This window comes from Pseudomonas benzenivorans (assembly GCF_033547155.1).
Classification (GTDB): domain Bacteria; phylum Pseudomonadota; class Gammaproteobacteria; order Pseudomonadales; family Pseudomonadaceae; genus Aquipseudomonas; species Aquipseudomonas benzenivorans_B.
Genome location: NZ_CP137892.1, coordinates 338,784 through 354,518, shown reverse-complemented (window position 1 = coordinate 354,518; position 15,735 = coordinate 338,784). Strand labels below are relative to the sequence as shown.

The window sequence follows — 15,735 nt, the reverse complement described above, 5'->3', positions numbered from 1 at the left end:
GCTTGACAGGCATAAGCCAAAACCGTCTAATAGCGCCCCGTTGCCCAGGTAGCTCAGTCGGTAGAGCAGGGGATTGAAAATCCCCGTGTCGGCGGTTCGATTCCGTCCCTGGGCACCACTCATACTTTTCGAGTGGTGCCAAAACCACCCGAAAGCCCACAAAAAACCCGCCTAGTGCGGGTTTTTTGTTGCCTGTGATTCTCTACCCTCCCCACCACCCCAAATAGTCAGGGGCATCTTTGGGGACATCTCCGGTTCGGTCATCTTTCATGCCCCTACGGAGGTGCGCCCATGCCGCGCAAAGCCACGCCCCTGACCGATTCCGCCATCAAGACAGCCAAGAGCCGCGGCCGCACCTTCACCCCGGGCTATCGGCTCAGCTTCTAGACCAGCGAGCGCGAGGGCGGGCGCTGGCTTCGGCGGTACGGCCAGCGGCCGGATACCAGGGGCGATGCGGCTGTCGCAACGGCCTTTATTGCACCTGCGCGACAGACAACTGCGACCAGGCGACACCTATGACCGAATGGGCCGCGGCCGCCCAGTAAACGGCTTGGCGGTCAGCGAAACGCTATGCTAGCGTGGCGCCACGCCAGGAAGGCCGATCCACAGCCCGGAGCGCATTCGAACACGAAGAGGACCCCCCATGGCCGAGGCCACGCCCGCGCTGGAAATCCGCGATCTGCACAAACGCTATGGCGACCTCGAGGTGCTCAAGGGCATCTCCCTCACGGCCCAGGACGGCGACGTCATCTCCATCCTCGGTTCCTCCGGCTCCGGCAAGTCCACCTTCCTGCGTTGCATCAATCTGCTGGAGAACCCCAACCAGGGCCAGATCCTGGTGGCCGGCGAGGAACTCAAGCTCAAGCCCGGCAAGCACGGCGAACTGGTCGCCGCCGACAGCAAGCAGATCAACCGGCTGCGCAGCGAGCTGGGCTTCGTCTTCCAGAATTTCAACCTGTGGCCGCACATGAGCGTGCTCGACAACATCATCGAGGCGCCGCGCCGGGTGCTGGGCCTGAGCAAGGCCGAGGCGATCGAGCGAGCCGAGGCGCTGCTGGCCAAGGTCGGCATCGCCGACAAGCGCTACGTCTACCCCAACCAGTTGTCCGGCGGCCAGCAGCAGCGCGCGGCCATCGCCCGTACCCTGTGCATGGAACCCAAGGTGATCCTGTTCGACGAGCCGACCTCGGCCCTCGACCCGGAGATGGTGCAAGAAGTGCTTAATGTGATCCGCGCGCTGGCCGAGGAAGGCCGGACTATGCTGCTGGTAACCCATGAGATGGGTTTCGCCCGCCAGGTGTCCAGCGAGGTGGTGTTCCTCCATCAGGGCCTGGTTGAGGAACAGGGCCCGCCGGAGCAGGTGTTCGACAACCCGAGCTCGGCGCGCTGCAAACAGTTCATGTCCAGCAATCACTAAAATGGAGCTACATCGCATGCAGAAGTATAAGAAGATCCTGCTGGCCGCGGCCGCCACCCTGGCCTTCGGCACCAGCGCGGTGGCCGCCGACAAGCTGAAGATCGGCACCGAGGGTGCCTACCCGCCCTTCAACCTGATCGACGCCAGCGGCCAGGTGGTCGGTTTCGACGTGGAGATCGCCCAGGCCCTGTGCGCCAAGATGCAGGCTGAATGCGAAGTGGTCACCTCCGACTGGGACGGCATCATCCCGGCCCTGAACGCCAAGAAGTTCGACTTCCTGGTGGCCTCCATGTCGATCACCGAGGAGCGCCAGCAGGCGGTCGACTTCACCGAGCCCTACTACACCAACAAGCTGCAGTTCATCGCGCCGAAAGGCAGCGACTTCAAGACCGACAAGGCCAGCCTGAAAGGCAAGGTGATCGGTGCCCAGCGTGCCACCATCGCCGGCACCTGGCTGGAAGACAACCTCAATGACGTGGTCGACATCAAGCTGTACGACACCCAGGAAAACGCCTACCTCGACCTGTCCTCGGGCCGTCTCGACGGCGTGCTGGCCGACACCTTCGTCAACTGGGAATGGCTCAAGAGCGATGCCGGCAAGGGCTTCGAATTCAAGGGTGACCCGGTGTTCGACAACGACAAGATCGGCATCGCCGTGCGCAAGGGCGACCCGCTGCGCGAGAAGCTCAACGCCGCGCTGAAGGAGATTGTCGCCGACGGCACCTACAAGCAGATCAACGACAAGTACTTCCCGTTCAGCATTTACTGAGCAGCCTGTCCTGCGTCGCCGTGCCCGGCGGCGCAGGCACCTGAGCCTCCATGACCCTAGACCTCTACGGATTCGGCCCGGCCCTGCTCGCCGGCACCCTGATGACCATCAAGCTGGCGCTGTCGGCGCTGAGCCTGGGTCTGGTGCTCGGGCTGCTCGGCGCCCTGGCCAAGACTTCGCCGTACAAGCCGCTGCAATGGCTCGGCGGCAGCTATTCGACCCTGGTGCGCGGCGTGCCCGAGTTGCTCTGGGTGCTGCTGATCTACTTCGGCACGGTCAACCTGATGCGCGAGCTGGCCGACCTGCTCGGCGTGGCCAGCCTGGAACTGTCGCCCTTCGCCGCCGGCACCATCGCCCTCGGCCTGTGCTTCGGTGCCTATGCCACCGAGGTGTTTCGCGGCGCCATCCTGGCCATTCCCAAGGGCCACCGCGAGGCCGGCCAGGCCTTGGGCCTGTCCAAGACGCGGATACTCTGGCGGCTGATCCTGCCGCAGATGTGGCGCATCGCCCTGCCGGGCCTGGGCAACCTGTTCATGATCCTGATGAAGGACACCGCCCTGGTCTCGGTGATCGGCCTGGAGGAGATCATGCGCCGCGCGCAGATCGCGGTGACCGCCAGCAAGGAGCCCTTCACCTTCTTCATGGTCGCCGCGCTGATCTACCTCGGCCTGACCATACTCGCCATGATTGGCCTGCATTTCCTCGAGAAACGTGCCAGCCGTGGTTTTGTCAGGAGCAGCGCATGAACTGGGAAGTCATCATCAAGTGGCTACCGCGCCTGGCCGAAGGCGCCATGCTGACCCTGGAGCTGGTGGCCATCGCGGTGATCGCCGGACTGATCCTGGCGATCCCCATGGGCATCGCCCGCGCCTCCAAGCACTGGTATGTGCGCGCCCTGCCCTACGGCTACATCTTCTTCTTCCGTGGCACGCCGCTGCTGGTGCAGCTGTTCCTGGTCTACTACGGCCTGGCGCAATTCGATGCGGTGCGCGAGGGGCCGCTGTGGCCCTACCTGCGCGACGCCTACTGGTGCGCCATCATCACCATGACGATGCACACCGCCGCCTATATCGCCGAGATCCTGCGGGGCGCCATCCAGGCCGTGCCCTCGGGCGAGGTCGAGGCGGCGCGGGCCCTGGGCATGGCACGCTGGCAGACCATGCTCTACATCGTCCTGCCGCGGGCGGCGCGCATCGGCCTGCCGGCCTACAGCAACGAGGTGATCCTGATGCTCAAGGCCAGCGCCCTGGCCAGCACCGTGACCCTGCTGGAGCTGACCGGCATGGCGCGCACCATCATCGCCCGCACCTATCTGCCGGTGGAGATCTTCTTCGCCGCCGGCCTGTTCTACCTGGGCATCGCCTTCGTTCTGGTGCGCGCCTTCAAACTGCTGGAACAGTGGCTGCGGGTCGATGCCTGTCAGGGCCGCTGATCCACCCGCCTGCACTAGAAGATGGACGACCAGCCCCTTAGCGGCGCCGCCCTGCTCCAGCGTTTCCGGGCGCTGGATCGGCTGCTGAGCGAATACCAGGGCCTCTGGCGCCCCCTGCCCTTCACCCAGCACCACCTGCCCTGGGAGAGCGCCCATCCCGAGCTGGCCCGCTGGCTGCGCAGCCGCAGCCTGGAGCAGGCCGAAGCCGACCATCACCAGCCACACCTGCTGCCGGCACCGCCGCCCTGGCCCGAGGTGGCCCGGAGATGCGACGTCCTGAGCCGCATCGGCGAGCTGCCACAACACCCACGGCCCACGCCTCCGGCGCGCTTGGCCCTGGATGTGCCCGGGCGCAAGTGGCAGCAGATTCAGGCATTCGCCGCCAGCCTGCAGTTCCGCCATGCGCCGCAGCACTGGCTCGACTGGTGCGCCGGCAAGGGTCACCTGGGCCGCCTGCTGGCCCATGAGGGGACGGCCCTGACCTGCCTGGAGCACGACCCGCAGTTGGTCGAGGAAGGCCTCAGGCTAAGCCAGCGCCTCGGGCTGACCGCCCAGCACCTGCAACAGGACGTACTGGCCGCCGACGCCCTGGAACGACTTGCCCCACGGCACACCCCTGTCGCCCTGCACGCCTGCGGCGACCTGCATGTGCGCCTGATGCAACTGGCCACTCGCGCCGGCTGCCGTCAGCTGGCCATTGCGCCCTGCTGCTACAACCGCATCGCCACCGACAGCTACCAGTCGCTGTCCGCCGCGGCCCAGGCCTCGACACTGCAGCTGTCGCAGCAAGACCTGGCCCTGCCCCTCAGGGAAACCGTCACCGCCAGCGCCCGGGTACGCCGCCAGCGCGACCTGTCCATGGCCCGCCGCCTGGCCTTCGACCTGCTGCAGCGGCAGCTGCGCGGCATCGATGACTATCTGCCGACCCCTTCCCTGCCGCCGGCCTGGCTGGACAAGAGCCTGGCCCGCTATTGCCAGGACCTGGCCGCGCTCAAGGGGCTGCCCGCGCCGGACGCGGCCACCGACTGGCCCCGCCTGGAAGCGCAAGGCTGGCGGCGCCTGGCCGAGGTGCGCAACCTGGAGCTGCTGCGCGCCCTGTTCCGTCGCCCCCTGGAACTCTGGCTGCTGCTCGACCGCGCCCTCTACCTGCAGGAACAGGGCTTCGCGGTGCGCCTGGGCCGCTTCTGCCCGCGCCAGCTCAGCCCACGCAACCTGCTGCTGCTCGCGGAACACCCCTGAGTTGCCCACACATTCTGTGGATAACTTTGTTGATAGATTCTGAGCAAGCGGCTGCATGCCCCTATCTAAAAGACCTACCAGCGACTGCCGTTTTTTTGATCATGATTTAAAATCCAATAAAAACATGGTCTTACGAACATCCGTGACGAGCATCACAATTCCCATCGCAACTCACGCTGACGATCTGCCAGTTGTGCATAAGGATTCGGCTCCTGATAGCCGAAGCTGTGCCGCTATGGCTTTACTCGGGCAAACTAATGGATATAATGGCGGCCCTTCCGTGCCGGTATAGCTCAGCTGGTAGAGCAACTGACTTGTAATCAGTAGGTCCCGGGTTCGACTCCTGGTGCCGGCACCATCTAAATCAAAGGCTCGCAGCGATGCGGGCCTTTGTTGTTTCTGCCGCTGAAAAATTGGCCGGAGCCTTTGCTCGACCATCGTCACTCTGCGTCATGCGATGCTTGCAGCCTCCGCGCTCAGCCAACAAGCTAGGCTGCACACTCGTAGCCTGAACCATGAGGCCACTCTCTCCATGCGAATTCTGGTCACCGGCGGCGCCGGCTTTATCGGCTCGGCACTGATCCGCCACCTGTTGAACGAAACCGAGCATCAGCTGCTCAACTTGGACAAGCTGACCTACGCCGGCAACCTCGAGTCACTGGCCGGCGTCGCGGACAATCCGCGCTACCAGTTCCTCCAGGCGGATATCGGCGATCAGCCCAAGGTCGCCCAGGCCCTGGCCGAGTTCCAGCCCGAGGCCATCATGCACCTGGCCGCCGAGTCCCACGTCGATCGCTCCATCGATGGCCCGGCCGCGTTCATCCAAACCAACATAGTCGGCACCTACAGCCTACTGGAGGCCACCCGCGCCTACTGGTCGGCGTTGCCGGCCGCGCGCAAACAGGCGTTTCGCTTCCACCACATCTCCACCGACGAGGTCTACGGCGACCTGCACGGGGTCGACGATCTGTTCAGCGAAACCACGCCCTACGCCCCCAGCTCCCCCTATTCGGCGAGCAAGGCAGCCTCCGACCACCTGGTACGGGCCTGGCACCGCACCTACGGCTTGCCGGTGCTGCTCACCAACTGCTCGAACAACTACGGCCCCTATCACTTTCCGGAGAAACTGATCCCGCTGGTGATCCTCAACGCCCTGGATGGCAAGCCGCTGCCGGTGTACGGTAACGGCCAGCAGGTGCGCGACTGGCTGTACGTCGAGGACCACGCCCGAGCCCTGCTCAAGGTGGTGAGCGAGGGCCGGGTCGGCGAGACCTACAATATCGGCGGGCACAATGAGCAGCAGAACCTGCACGTGGTGGAAAGCATCTGCGCCCTGCTGGACGAACTGACGCCGCGCCGGCCAGGCGGCTCCTACCGCGAGCTGATCAGCTTCGTTGCCGACCGCCCCGGGCACGACCAGCGCTACGCCATAGACGCCAGCAAGATCGAGCGCGAACTGGGCTGGAAGCCCGAGGAGACCTTCGCCAGCGGCCTGCGCAAGACCGTGCGCTGGTATCTGGACAACCTCGACTGGTGCCGCCGCGTGCAGGACGGCAGCTATCAACGCGAGCGCCTCGGCGCCCTGTAAGGAACAGCATCCATGAAAGGCATCATCCTCGCAGGCGGCTCCGGCACCCGCCTGCACCCCATCACCCTAGGCGTGTCCAAGCAGTTGCTGCCGATCTACGACAAGCCGATGATCTACTACCCGATCTCGGTGCTGATGCTCGCCGGCATTCGCGACATCCTGATCATCTCCACCCCCCACGACCTGCCCCAGTTCGAGAAGATGCTCGGCGACGGCAGCCAGTTCGGCGTGCGCTTCAGCTACGCCGTACAGCCGTCGCCGGATGGCTTGGCCCAGGCGTTTCTGATCGGCGAATCCTTCATCGGCGACGACTCGGTGTGCCTGATCCTGGGCGACAACATCTTCCACGGCCAGCACTTCGGCGAGCAGCTGCAGCGCGCGGCCAGCCAAGCCGATGGCGCCACGGTGTTCGGCTACTGGGTCAGCGACCCAGAACGCTTCGGTGTGGTGGAGTTCGACGCCCAAGGCCAGGCTCTGTCCATCGAGGAGAAACCGGCCAAGCCGAAGTCCAGCTATGCGGTTACCGGCCTGTACTTCTACGACAACGACGTGGTGCAGATCGCCAAGGCGGTGAAACCCTCGCCCCGCGGCGAACTGGAGATCACCGACGTCAACAACGCCTATCTGGCGCGCGGCGACCTGCGCGTCGAGCGCTTCGGCCGCGGCTTCGCCTGGCTCGACACCGGCACCCACGACAGCCTGCTGGAAGCCTCTCAGTACGTGCAGACCATAGAACATCGCCAAGGCCTGAAGGTCGCCTGCCTGGAGGAGATCGCCTTCCACCATGACTGGATCGACCGCGAGCAACTGCTCAGCCAGGCCCAGGCCTTCGGCAAGACCGGCTACGGCCAATACCTGTTCAAGCTGGCGGAGGAGCACGCATGAAGGTCATTCAGACGGAGCTTCCCGGCGTACTGATCCTCGAACCCAAGGTGTTCGGCGACGAGCGCGGCTTCTTCTACGAAAGCTTCAATGCCCGCGCCTTCGCCGAGGCCACCGGCCTGAATCCCGAGTTCGTCCAGGACAATCACTCCCGCTCGCAGCGCGGCGTGCTGCGCGGCTTGCACTACCAAGTGCAGCAGGCCCAGGGCAAGCTGGTACGGGTGACCGCCGGCGAGGTCTACGACGTGGCCGTGGATATCCGCCGCGCCTCGCCGACCTTCGGCCGCTGGGTCGGCGTGCAGCTGTCCGCGGAGAACAAACGCCAGCTCTGGGTGCCGGAGGGCTTCGCCCACGGTTTCCTGGTGCTCAGCGAGTTCGCCGAGTTCCTCTACAAGACCACCGACTACTACGCCCCCACCCATGAACGCTGCATCCGCTGGGACGACACTACCCTGGCCATCGACTGGCCGCTGACCCAGGCGCCGCAGCTGTCGGCCAAGGACCAGGCCGGCCTCACCCTGGTCGACGCGGAGCTGTTCCCATGAGGATCTTGCTGCTCGGCGAGCACGGCCAGGTCGGCCGCGAACTGCAACTGAGCCTGGCCGGACAGGGGGAACTGATCGTGCGTGGCAGCGCCCGGCTCGACCTGGCCCACCCCGAGCAGATCCGCCAGCAGGTCCGCGAATTGCGCCCCGAGCTGATCATTAACGCCGCCGCCCACACCGCGGTCGACCAGGCCGAAAGCGAGCCCGAACTGGCCTTCGCGATCAACGCCACCGCGCCCGGGGTGCTGGCCGAGGAGGCTGTTGCCCTGGGCGTACCGCTGATCCACTACTCCACCGACTACGTGTTCGACGGCCGCAAGCCGGCGCCTTACTGCGAGGACGATACGCCCAACCCGCTAGGCGTTTACGGCCGGAGCAAGCTGGCCGGCGAGCGGGCGATCCAGGCGATCGGCGGCCCACATCTGATCCTGCGCACCAGCTGGGTGTACTCGCGGCACGGGCGCAACTTCCTGCTGACCATGCAGCGCCTGCTGCAGGAACGCGACGAACTCAAGGTGGTGGCCGACCAGATCGGCACCCCGACCTGGGCCGGCAGCATCGCCACCGCTACTGCGCAACTGATCCAGCATTGGCAAGGCGGGCAGGCAGGCCCCTGGGGCCTCTACCACCTGAGCGCCCGGGGCGAGACCTCCTGGTTCGGCTTCGCCAGCGCCATCGCCGAGCAGCTGCGTGCCGAGGGCAGGAGCCTGGCCCGGCTGCAGGCCATCCCCAGCAGCGCCTACCCGACCCCGGCACAGCGCCCGCTCAACTCGCGCCTGGACTGCACGCGCCTGCAGCGTGACTGGGGCGTGGCCCTGCCGGACTGGCAGGCGGCGCTGCGCGAGTGCCTGGACAGCCCGCGCCCCTGAGGCGCGTAGCCGTGGCCGCGGTTCGGCGAGCGGCTGAAGCGGGCCGCAGCGCCGCAGCGCCGGTCCACCCGGCCCCGCTCGGCGCCCGCGGCTGGAGCGATCATGGTCCGGATATTGCTGCTTGCTCAACGCCGGGCATCCGGCCACCCTAAGTCCGATCCGCGCGTCCCAGAGCGAGCCCCACACCCACATGCCACCGACCGCCGCCCTCCACCGCCCGCGCTGGCGCAGCCTGGCCCTGCTGGCCTTGCTCCTGGCCCCCCTGCTCTGGCCCCTGCAGCAGCTGGCCGAGCGTTACTACCGCGACGCCCTGAACGCCCAGAGCGGCCAGACCCTCGACCTCTACGTCGCCAACCTGCTGGGCACCCTGCGCCGCTACGAGGTGCTGCCGCCGATCCTCAGCAAGCTGCCCACCCTGCGCCAGCTGCTGCAAGAGCGCGACGATGCGCGCCTGCGCGACCAGGCCAATCGCCTGCTCGGCGGCCTGCAACAACAGACCGGCGCCGACGTGATCTACCTGATGGCGCCCGACGGCCAGACCCTGGCCGCCTCCAACTGGGATCGCCACGACAGCTTCGTCGAGCGTAATTTTTCCTATCGTCCCTACTTCCGCGAGGCCATGGAGGGCCGCCACGGGCGCTTCTTCGGCCTCGGCACCACCTCGCGCAAGCGCGGTTATTTCTTCGCCGCGCCGGTGCGCGAGGGCCGCCGCATCCTCGGCGTGCTAGTGGTCAAGGTCGACCTGGACCACACCGAGACCCTCTGGGGCGACCGCCCCGAACAGCTGCTGGTGACCGACAGCTATGGCGTGGTGATCCTCACCTCCCAGGCCGACTGGCGCTTCCACGCCACCCGCGAGCTGGACAACGCCGAGCGGGCGGTCATCGCCGACACCCAGCCCTACCGCATCCAGTCGCCGCCACCGCTGCAGCTCGATGACGCGGCCTGGCTCCGCCAGGGCCGGCACCTGGAAGACATCGGCTGGACGGCCAATATCCTTACCCCGCGCAGCCTGCTCGACCGCCCGGTACGCGCGGCCGTCACCATCGGCGGCGCCGCGCTGCTGGTACTGATCCTGCTGCTCGGCCTGCTGATGCAGCGCCGCCGCCACTACCTCGAACGCATCGCCCTGGATGCCCGGGCGCGCCAGCAGCTGGAGCAGCGGGTACTGGAACGCACCCAGGACCTGGAGCTGCTCAACAGCCGCCTGAAGCAGGAAGTGCTGGAGCGCGAACAGGCCCAGCAGGAGCTGGTGCGGGCCCAGGACGAACTGGTCCAGGCCGGCAAGTTGTCCGCCCTCGGCACCATGAGCGCGAGCATCAGCCACGAACTCAACCAGCCGCTGGCGGCGATCCGCAGCTACGCCGACAACGCCGGCGTGCTGCTCGATCACCAGCGCAGCGAGGACGCCCGCGGCAACCTGCGGCAGATCAGCGAGCTGACCGAGCGCATGGCCTCGATCATCGCCCACCTGCGCGCCTTCGCCCGTCGCGACCGCCACGCCCCCGAGAGCGTCGCCCTGCAGCCGGCCATCGACGACGCCCTGGCGCTGCTGGCCAAGCGCCGCCAGGCCATGCAGGTCGAACTGATCCGCGACCTGCCCGACGCCACCCTGTGGGTGCAGGCCGGCGAGACCCGCCTGCGCCAGGTGCTCGGCAACCTGCTGGCCAATGCCCTCGACGCCCTGGGCGAGAAGGCGCCGCCGCGGCGCATCTGGCTCAGCGCCCAGCACGCGGGCGCGCACGTCGAGCTGCAGCTGCGCGACAACGGTCCCGGCTTCTCCGCCGAGGCCCTGCAACGCGCCCGCGAGCCCTTCTTCACCACCAAGACCAGCGCCCAGGGCCTGGGCCTGGGTCTGGCGATCTGCGAGACCCTGATGCGCGCCCTGGGCGGCGAGCTGCTGCTGGCCAACCACCCGGCCGGCGGCGCCCTGTTGACCCTGCGCTTGCGCACCGCCGAGCACGGCGTGAACATTCAGCCGCCTGAGGACTTTGCCCTATGACCCTACCCCTCGACGCCCGCACCCAGGTCCTGCTGATCGACGACGACCCGCACCTGCGCCAGGCCCTGAGCCAGACCCTGGATCTGGCCGGCCTCAAGGTCGCCACCCTGGCCGACGCCCGCGGCGTCGCCGCCCGCATCGAGCGCGACTGGCCGGGCGTGGTGGTCAGCGACATCCGCATGCCGGGAATCGACGGCATGCAGCTGCTCGAACAACTGCACCAGCAGGACCCCGAGCTGCCGGTGCTGCTGATCACCGGCCACGGCGACGTGCCCCTGGCGGTGCAGGCGATGCGCGCCGGCGCCTACGACTTCCTGGAGAAACCCTTCGCCAGCGACGAGCTGCTCGACAGCGTACGCCGCGCCCTGGCCCTGCGCCGCCTGGTGCTGGACAACCGCAGCCTGCGCCTGGCCCTGAGCGACCGCCACGAGCTGTCGGCCCGCCTGATCGGCCAGTCGCCGGCCATCCAGCGTCTGCGCGAGCAGATCGGCGCCCTGGCCAATATCGGCACCGATGTGCTGATCCTCGGCGAAACCGGCGCCGGCAAGGAGGTGGTAGCGCGCGCCCTGCACGACCTGTCCAGCCGCCGCGGCGGGCCCTTCGTGGCGATCAACGCCGGCGCCCTGGCCGAGTCGGTGGTGGAAAGCGAACTGTTCGGCCACGAACCGGGCGCCTTCACCGGGGCGCAGAAGCGCCGCATCGGCAAGTTCGAATTCGCCAACGGCGGCACCCTGTTCCTCGACGAGATCGAGAGCATGAGCCTGGAGGTGCAGGTCAAGCTGTTGCGCCTGCTGCAGGAACGGGCGGTCGAGCGCCTGGGCGGCAACCAGCTGATCCCCCTGGACATCCGGGTGATCGCCGCGACCAAGGAAGACCTGCGCCAGGCCGCCGACCAGGGCCGCTTCCGCGCCGACCTCTACTACCGGTTGAACGTCGCGCCATTGCGCATCCCGCCGCTGCGCGAGCGCGGCGACGACATCCTGCTGCTGTTCCAGCACTTCACCGAGGCCGCCGGCAAGCGCCACGGCCTGCCGCCCCGCGAGCTGCAGGCCTGCCAGCGCGCGCTGCTGCTGCGCCACCCCTGGCCGGGCAACGTGCGCGAGCTGCAGAACACCGCCGAACGCTTCGCCCTGGGCCTGGACCTGGGCCTGGAGCTGGAACTCCAGCTGTCCGATCCGGCCGGCGCGATGCCCTCGGGGGGCAACCTGAGCGAGCAGGTGGAGGCCTTCGAGCGCGCCCTGATCAGCGCCGAGCTGAGCCGCCCCCACGGCTCGCTGCGCAGCCTGGCCGAGGCTCTCGGGATACCGCGCAAGACCCTGCACGACAAGTTGCGCAAGCACGGCCTGAACTTCGCCGATGCCGGCGGAAGCTCGCCAGAGGATCACGAGTGAGTGGCGGGTTTCCGCCATATCCTTCTTCCAGGCATCCCCGGGCCGCCTTCCAGAAGCCTCTGTCCGGCCCTCTCGAGGCTTAATCCGAGGCACCTCGGCGATCTGGCATGACGGTTGCTCTAGTCCCTGCAGGCGACCCCACGAGTACAAGTCCAGGCCATCGCTGCCAGGGTCCGTCGCTTTCCGACGGACCGCCTAGACTTGCCCTTGTTCGCCCGTTTCCGGCGCTGCGGCGCTCATCGCGATAAACACAACAAGAGGAAGCACCCGTATGTTCAAGTTCACTGCCAAGGCGCTGGCTTGCGCCCTGTCCCTGACCATCGCCGGCCTGGCCCAGGCGGCCGACCCTATCGTCATCAAGTTTTCCCACGTAGTCGCCGAGAACACCCCCAAGGGCCAGGGCGCGCTGATGTTCAAGCAGCTGGCCGAAGAGCGTCTGGGCGACAAGGTCCGGGTCGAGGTCTACCCGAACTCCTCGCTGTTCGGTGACGGCAAGGAAATGGAGGCGCTGCTGCTCGGCGACGTGCAGATGATCGCCCCGTCCCTGGCCAAGTTCGAGCAGTACACCAAGCAGCTGCAGGTGTTCGACCTGCCCTTCCTGTTCGACGACATGGCCGCGGTCGATCGCTTCCAGCAGAGCGCCGAGGGCCAGAAGCTGCTGACATCCATGGAAAGCAAGAACATCACCGGCCTGGGCTACTGGCACAACGGTCTCAAGCAGCTGTCGGCCAACAAGCCGCTGCGTGAGCCGAAGGACGCCCGCGGCCTGAAGTTCCGCGTACAGGCCTCCGCCGTGCTCGAGGAGCAGTTCAAGGCCGTGCGCGCCAACCCGCGCAAGATGAGCTTCGCCGAGGTCTACCAGGGCCTGCAGACCGGCGTGGTCAACGGTGCCGAGAACCCCTACTCGAACATCTACAGCCAGAAGATGCATGAGGTGCAGAAGTACATCACCGAGTCCAACCATGGCTTGCTGGACTACATGCTGATCACCAACACTCAGTTCTGGGATGGCCTGCCGGCCGATGTGCGCGGCGAACTGGAGAAGATCGTCGCCGAGGTCACCGTCGAGGTGAACAAGCAGGCCGACGCGCTGAACCAGGGCGACAAGCAGCGCATCCTCGACGCCGGCACCACCGAGATCATCCAGCTGACCGCCGAGCAGCGCGGCCAATGGCGCGACGCCATGAAGCCGGTGTGGAGCAAGTTCGAAGCGGAAATCGGCGCCGACCTGATCAAGGCCGCCCAGGCCGCCAACCAGTAAGACGGGCCGGCCGCCCGGCGGCCCGACCCAGCGGCAGCGGTGGCGACCAGCCCCCGCTGCCGAACACCTGCGGCAGGGCACGCCTGCCGGGCCTGCCCCCTTGCCTCACCCTGGAGATGTTATCGATGAACGCCATTCGGCGCGTCTGGGACCACTTCGAGGAAGCCTTCATCGCCTTCCTCCTGGGCACCATGACGCTAGTGACCTTCGTCTATGTGATCCTCAACAACCTCTATACGCTGTTCTACAGCATCGGCGACGCCTGGCCGGCGGCCAGCGACTTGTTTTTCGCCATCGGGGACAGCGTGATCGAGATGGCCCAGGCCATGACCTGGAGCATCGCCCTGACCAAGGCCCTGTTCGCCTGGCTGATCTTCTTCGGCCTGGCCTATGGCGTACGCACCGCCGGGCACATCGGCGTGGATGCCCTGGTCAAGCTGACCAAGAAGTCCACCCAGCGCATCATCGGCCTGATCGCCTGCCTGTGCTGCCTCGGCTATGCCGGGCTGATCAGCGTGGCCAGTTTCGACTGGGTGCACACCCTGCTGACCGCCGGTATCGGCGCCGAAGACCTCGGCCATTTCGGCGTGCAACAGTGGCACATCAACCTCATCGTGCCCTTCGGCTACGCCATGGTGTTCGTCCGTTTCCTGGAAATCTTCGTGCGCATCCTGCGTAACCAGCAGACCGGCCTGGGCCTGGCCGACGAGGCCGCCGAGGCGATGAAACTGACCGAGCACGACGACACCACGAAGAAGGATTCCCAGCCATGACCATCCTGTTCCTCTTCGCCCTGCTGTTCCTGCTGATGTTCATCGGCGTGCCGATCGCCGTGTCCCTGGGCCTGGCCGGCTCCATGACCATCATGCTGTTCAGCCCGGACTCGGTGCGCTCGCTGGCGATCAAGCTGTTCGAGACGTCCGAGCACTACACCCTGCTGGCCATCCCCTTCTTCCTGCTGTCCGGCGCCTTCATGACCACCGGCGGCGTGGCCAAGCGCCTGATCGACTTCGCCAACGCCTGCGTCGGCCATATCCGTGGCGGCCTGGCGATCTCGGCGGTGCTGGCCTGCATGCTGTTCGCCGCGCTGTCCGGCTCCTCGCCGGCCACCGTGGCCGCGGTCGGCTCCATCGCCATCGCCGGCATGGTCCGCTCCGGCTACCCCCAGGCCTTCGGCGCCGGCATCGTCTGCAACGCCGGCACCCTGGGCATCCTCATCCCGCCGTCGATCGTCATGGTGGTGTACGCCGCGGCCACCGAGCAGTCGGTGGGCAAGCTGTTCATGGCCGGGGTGGTGCCCGGGCTGCTGCTCGGCCTGGCGCTGATGGCGGCGATCTACATCGTCGCGCGCAAGATGAACCTGCCGGCCATGCCGCGCGCCAGCCTGCGCGAGCTGCTCGCCACCGGGCGCAAGGCGATCTGGGGCCTGCTGCTGATGGTGATCATACTCGGCGGCATCTACTCGGGCATGTTCACCCCCACCGAGGCGGCCGCGGTGGCGGCGGTCTACGCCGGCTTCGTCGCCTTGTTCGTGTACAAGGACATGACCATCCGCGAGTGCCCCAAGGTGCTGCTGGAGTCCGGCAAGCTGTCGATCATGCTGATGTTCATCATCGCCAACGCCATGCTCTTCGCCCACGTGCTGACCACCGAGCAGATTCCCCAGACCATTACCGCCTGGGTGATCGAGATGGGCCTGCAGCCCTGGCAGTTCCTCCTGGTGGTGAACATCGTGCTGCTGGTGGCCGGCGCCTTCATGGAGCCCTCGGCGATCATCCTGATCCTCGCCCCCATCCTCTTCCCGATCGCCGTGCAGCTGGGCATCGACCCCATCCACCTGGGCATCATCATGGTGGTGAACATGGAGATCGGCCTGATCACCCCGCCGGTGGGCCTGAACCTGTTCGTCACCTCGGCGGTGACCGGCATGCCGCTGACCTCGGTGATCCGCGCCGCCTGGCCATGGCTGATGCTGCTGCTGAGCTTCCTGCTGGTGATCACCTACATCCCGGCGGTCTCCATGGCCCTGCCGAACTGGCTGGGCATGAGTTAAACGCAGGACGCACTCCTCGCCTGCACTCCTCGCCCGGCCCTGTGCCGGGCTTTTTTCGCCCCGCAGACGGGCAGCGCCTGCGCCGTTGATCGGCCGCCGGCGCTGCGCCTGGACAGCACCGGCGCACAGGCCGATGCTCGGGGAAACGCCCCAGGCCGCGGCGCATCCAGCGCCCGGAATTCGCCCGGATGCTGGGGCCGAACCGGCACTGCCGGGTCGCAATCGTGACTCGCAGGTCAAAAGCCGCGTCAGCATAGGCATCCGAACAGTCGAGCCAAGGCCCGTGC

General features: G+C 66.8%; 14 protein-coding genes and 2 tRNA genes. All 16 read left to right on the top strand.

Going from position 1 to position 15,735, the window contains the following annotated elements; all coding sequences use genetic code 11:
* Positions 1-42: 42 nt before the first annotated feature.
* A tRNA-Phe gene (locus tag SBP02_RS01695) sits at positions 43-118 on the top strand.
* Positions 119-643: 525 nt separating this feature from the next.
* Entirely contained in the window at positions 644-1,417 is a 774-nt protein-coding gene (locus SBP02_RS01690) for an ABC transporter ATP-binding protein (protein WP_318644691.1), read from the top strand.
* A 16-nt stretch (positions 1,418-1,433) separates the two neighbouring features.
* Positions 1,434-2,186: an ABC transporter substrate-binding protein gene (locus SBP02_RS01685; protein ID WP_318644690.1), complete on the top strand. Its 753-nt coding sequence runs from the start codon at positions 1,434-1,436 to the stop codon at positions 2,184-2,186.
* 50 nt (positions 2,187-2,236) lie between these two features.
* Positions 2,237-2,932 (top strand): ABC transporter permease, encoded by a 696-nt coding sequence (locus SBP02_RS01680; protein WP_318644689.1) that lies wholly within the window; start codon positions 2,237-2,239, stop codon positions 2,930-2,932.
* Complete coding sequence (locus SBP02_RS01675) at positions 2,929-3,618, top strand: ABC transporter permease (protein WP_318644688.1); 690 nt, start codon at positions 2,929-2,931, stop codon at positions 3,616-3,618. The genes SBP02_RS01680 and SBP02_RS01675 overlap by 4 nt, the downstream gene beginning before the upstream one ends.
* A gap of 21 nt (positions 3,619-3,639) precedes the next feature.
* Positions 3,640-4,857, top strand: coding sequence for a methyltransferase (locus tag SBP02_RS01670; protein WP_318644687.1), 1,218 nt, complete (start codon positions 3,640-3,642; stop codon positions 4,855-4,857).
* 282 nt (positions 4,858-5,139) lie between these two features.
* Positions 5,140-5,215, top strand: a tRNA-Thr gene (locus SBP02_RS01665).
* Between the two features lie 174 nt (positions 5,216-5,389).
* The gene (rfbB, locus tag SBP02_RS01660) at positions 5,390-6,445 is read left to right on the top strand and encodes a dTDP-glucose 4,6-dehydratase (RefSeq protein ID WP_318644686.1); all 1,056 of its coding nucleotides are present in this window, start codon (positions 5,390-5,392) and stop codon (positions 6,443-6,445) included.
* Between the two features lie 12 nt (positions 6,446-6,457).
* Positions 6,458-7,330: a glucose-1-phosphate thymidylyltransferase RfbA gene (rfbA, locus tag SBP02_RS01655; protein ID WP_318644685.1), complete on the top strand. Its 873-nt coding sequence runs from the start codon at positions 6,458-6,460 to the stop codon at positions 7,328-7,330.
* The gene (gene rfbC / locus SBP02_RS01650; protein ID WP_318644684.1) at positions 7,327-7,872 is read left to right on the top strand and encodes a dTDP-4-dehydrorhamnose 3,5-epimerase; all 546 of its coding nucleotides are present in this window, start codon (positions 7,327-7,329) and stop codon (positions 7,870-7,872) included. Before rfbA ends, rfbC begins: the two co-directional genes overlap by 4 nt.
* A complete protein-coding gene (gene rfbD / locus SBP02_RS01645; RefSeq protein WP_318644683.1) occupies positions 7,869-8,741 on the top strand; it encodes a dTDP-4-dehydrorhamnose reductase in 873 nt (290 codons plus the stop codon). The genes rfbC and rfbD overlap by 4 nt, the downstream gene beginning before the upstream one ends.
* 190 nt (positions 8,742-8,931) lie before the next feature.
* Positions 8,932-10,743, top strand: coding sequence for a sensor histidine kinase (locus tag SBP02_RS01640; RefSeq protein WP_318644682.1), 1,812 nt, complete (start codon positions 8,932-8,934; stop codon positions 10,741-10,743).
* Complete coding sequence (locus SBP02_RS01635) at positions 10,740-12,134, top strand: sigma-54-dependent transcriptional regulator (protein ID WP_318644681.1); 1,395 nt, start codon at positions 10,740-10,742, stop codon at positions 12,132-12,134. The genes SBP02_RS01640 and SBP02_RS01635 overlap by 4 nt, the downstream gene beginning before the upstream one ends.
* Positions 12,135-12,405: 271 nt before the next feature.
* Positions 12,406-13,395 (top strand): C4-dicarboxylate TRAP substrate-binding protein DctP, encoded by a 990-nt coding sequence (dctP, locus tag SBP02_RS01630; RefSeq protein WP_318644680.1) that lies wholly within the window; start codon positions 12,406-12,408, stop codon positions 13,393-13,395.
* Positions 13,396-13,520: 125 nt separating this feature from the next.
* Complete coding sequence (locus SBP02_RS01625; protein ID WP_318644679.1) at positions 13,521-14,168, top strand: TRAP transporter small permease; 648 nt, start codon at positions 13,521-13,523, stop codon at positions 14,166-14,168.
* On the top strand, positions 14,165-15,448 hold the full coding sequence (gene dctM / locus SBP02_RS01620; protein ID WP_318644678.1) for a C4-dicarboxylate TRAP transporter large permease protein DctM: 1,284 nt from the start codon (positions 14,165-14,167) through the stop codon (positions 15,446-15,448). The genes SBP02_RS01625 and dctM overlap by 4 nt, the downstream gene beginning before the upstream one ends.
* Positions 15,449-15,735: the final 287 nt, after the last annotated feature.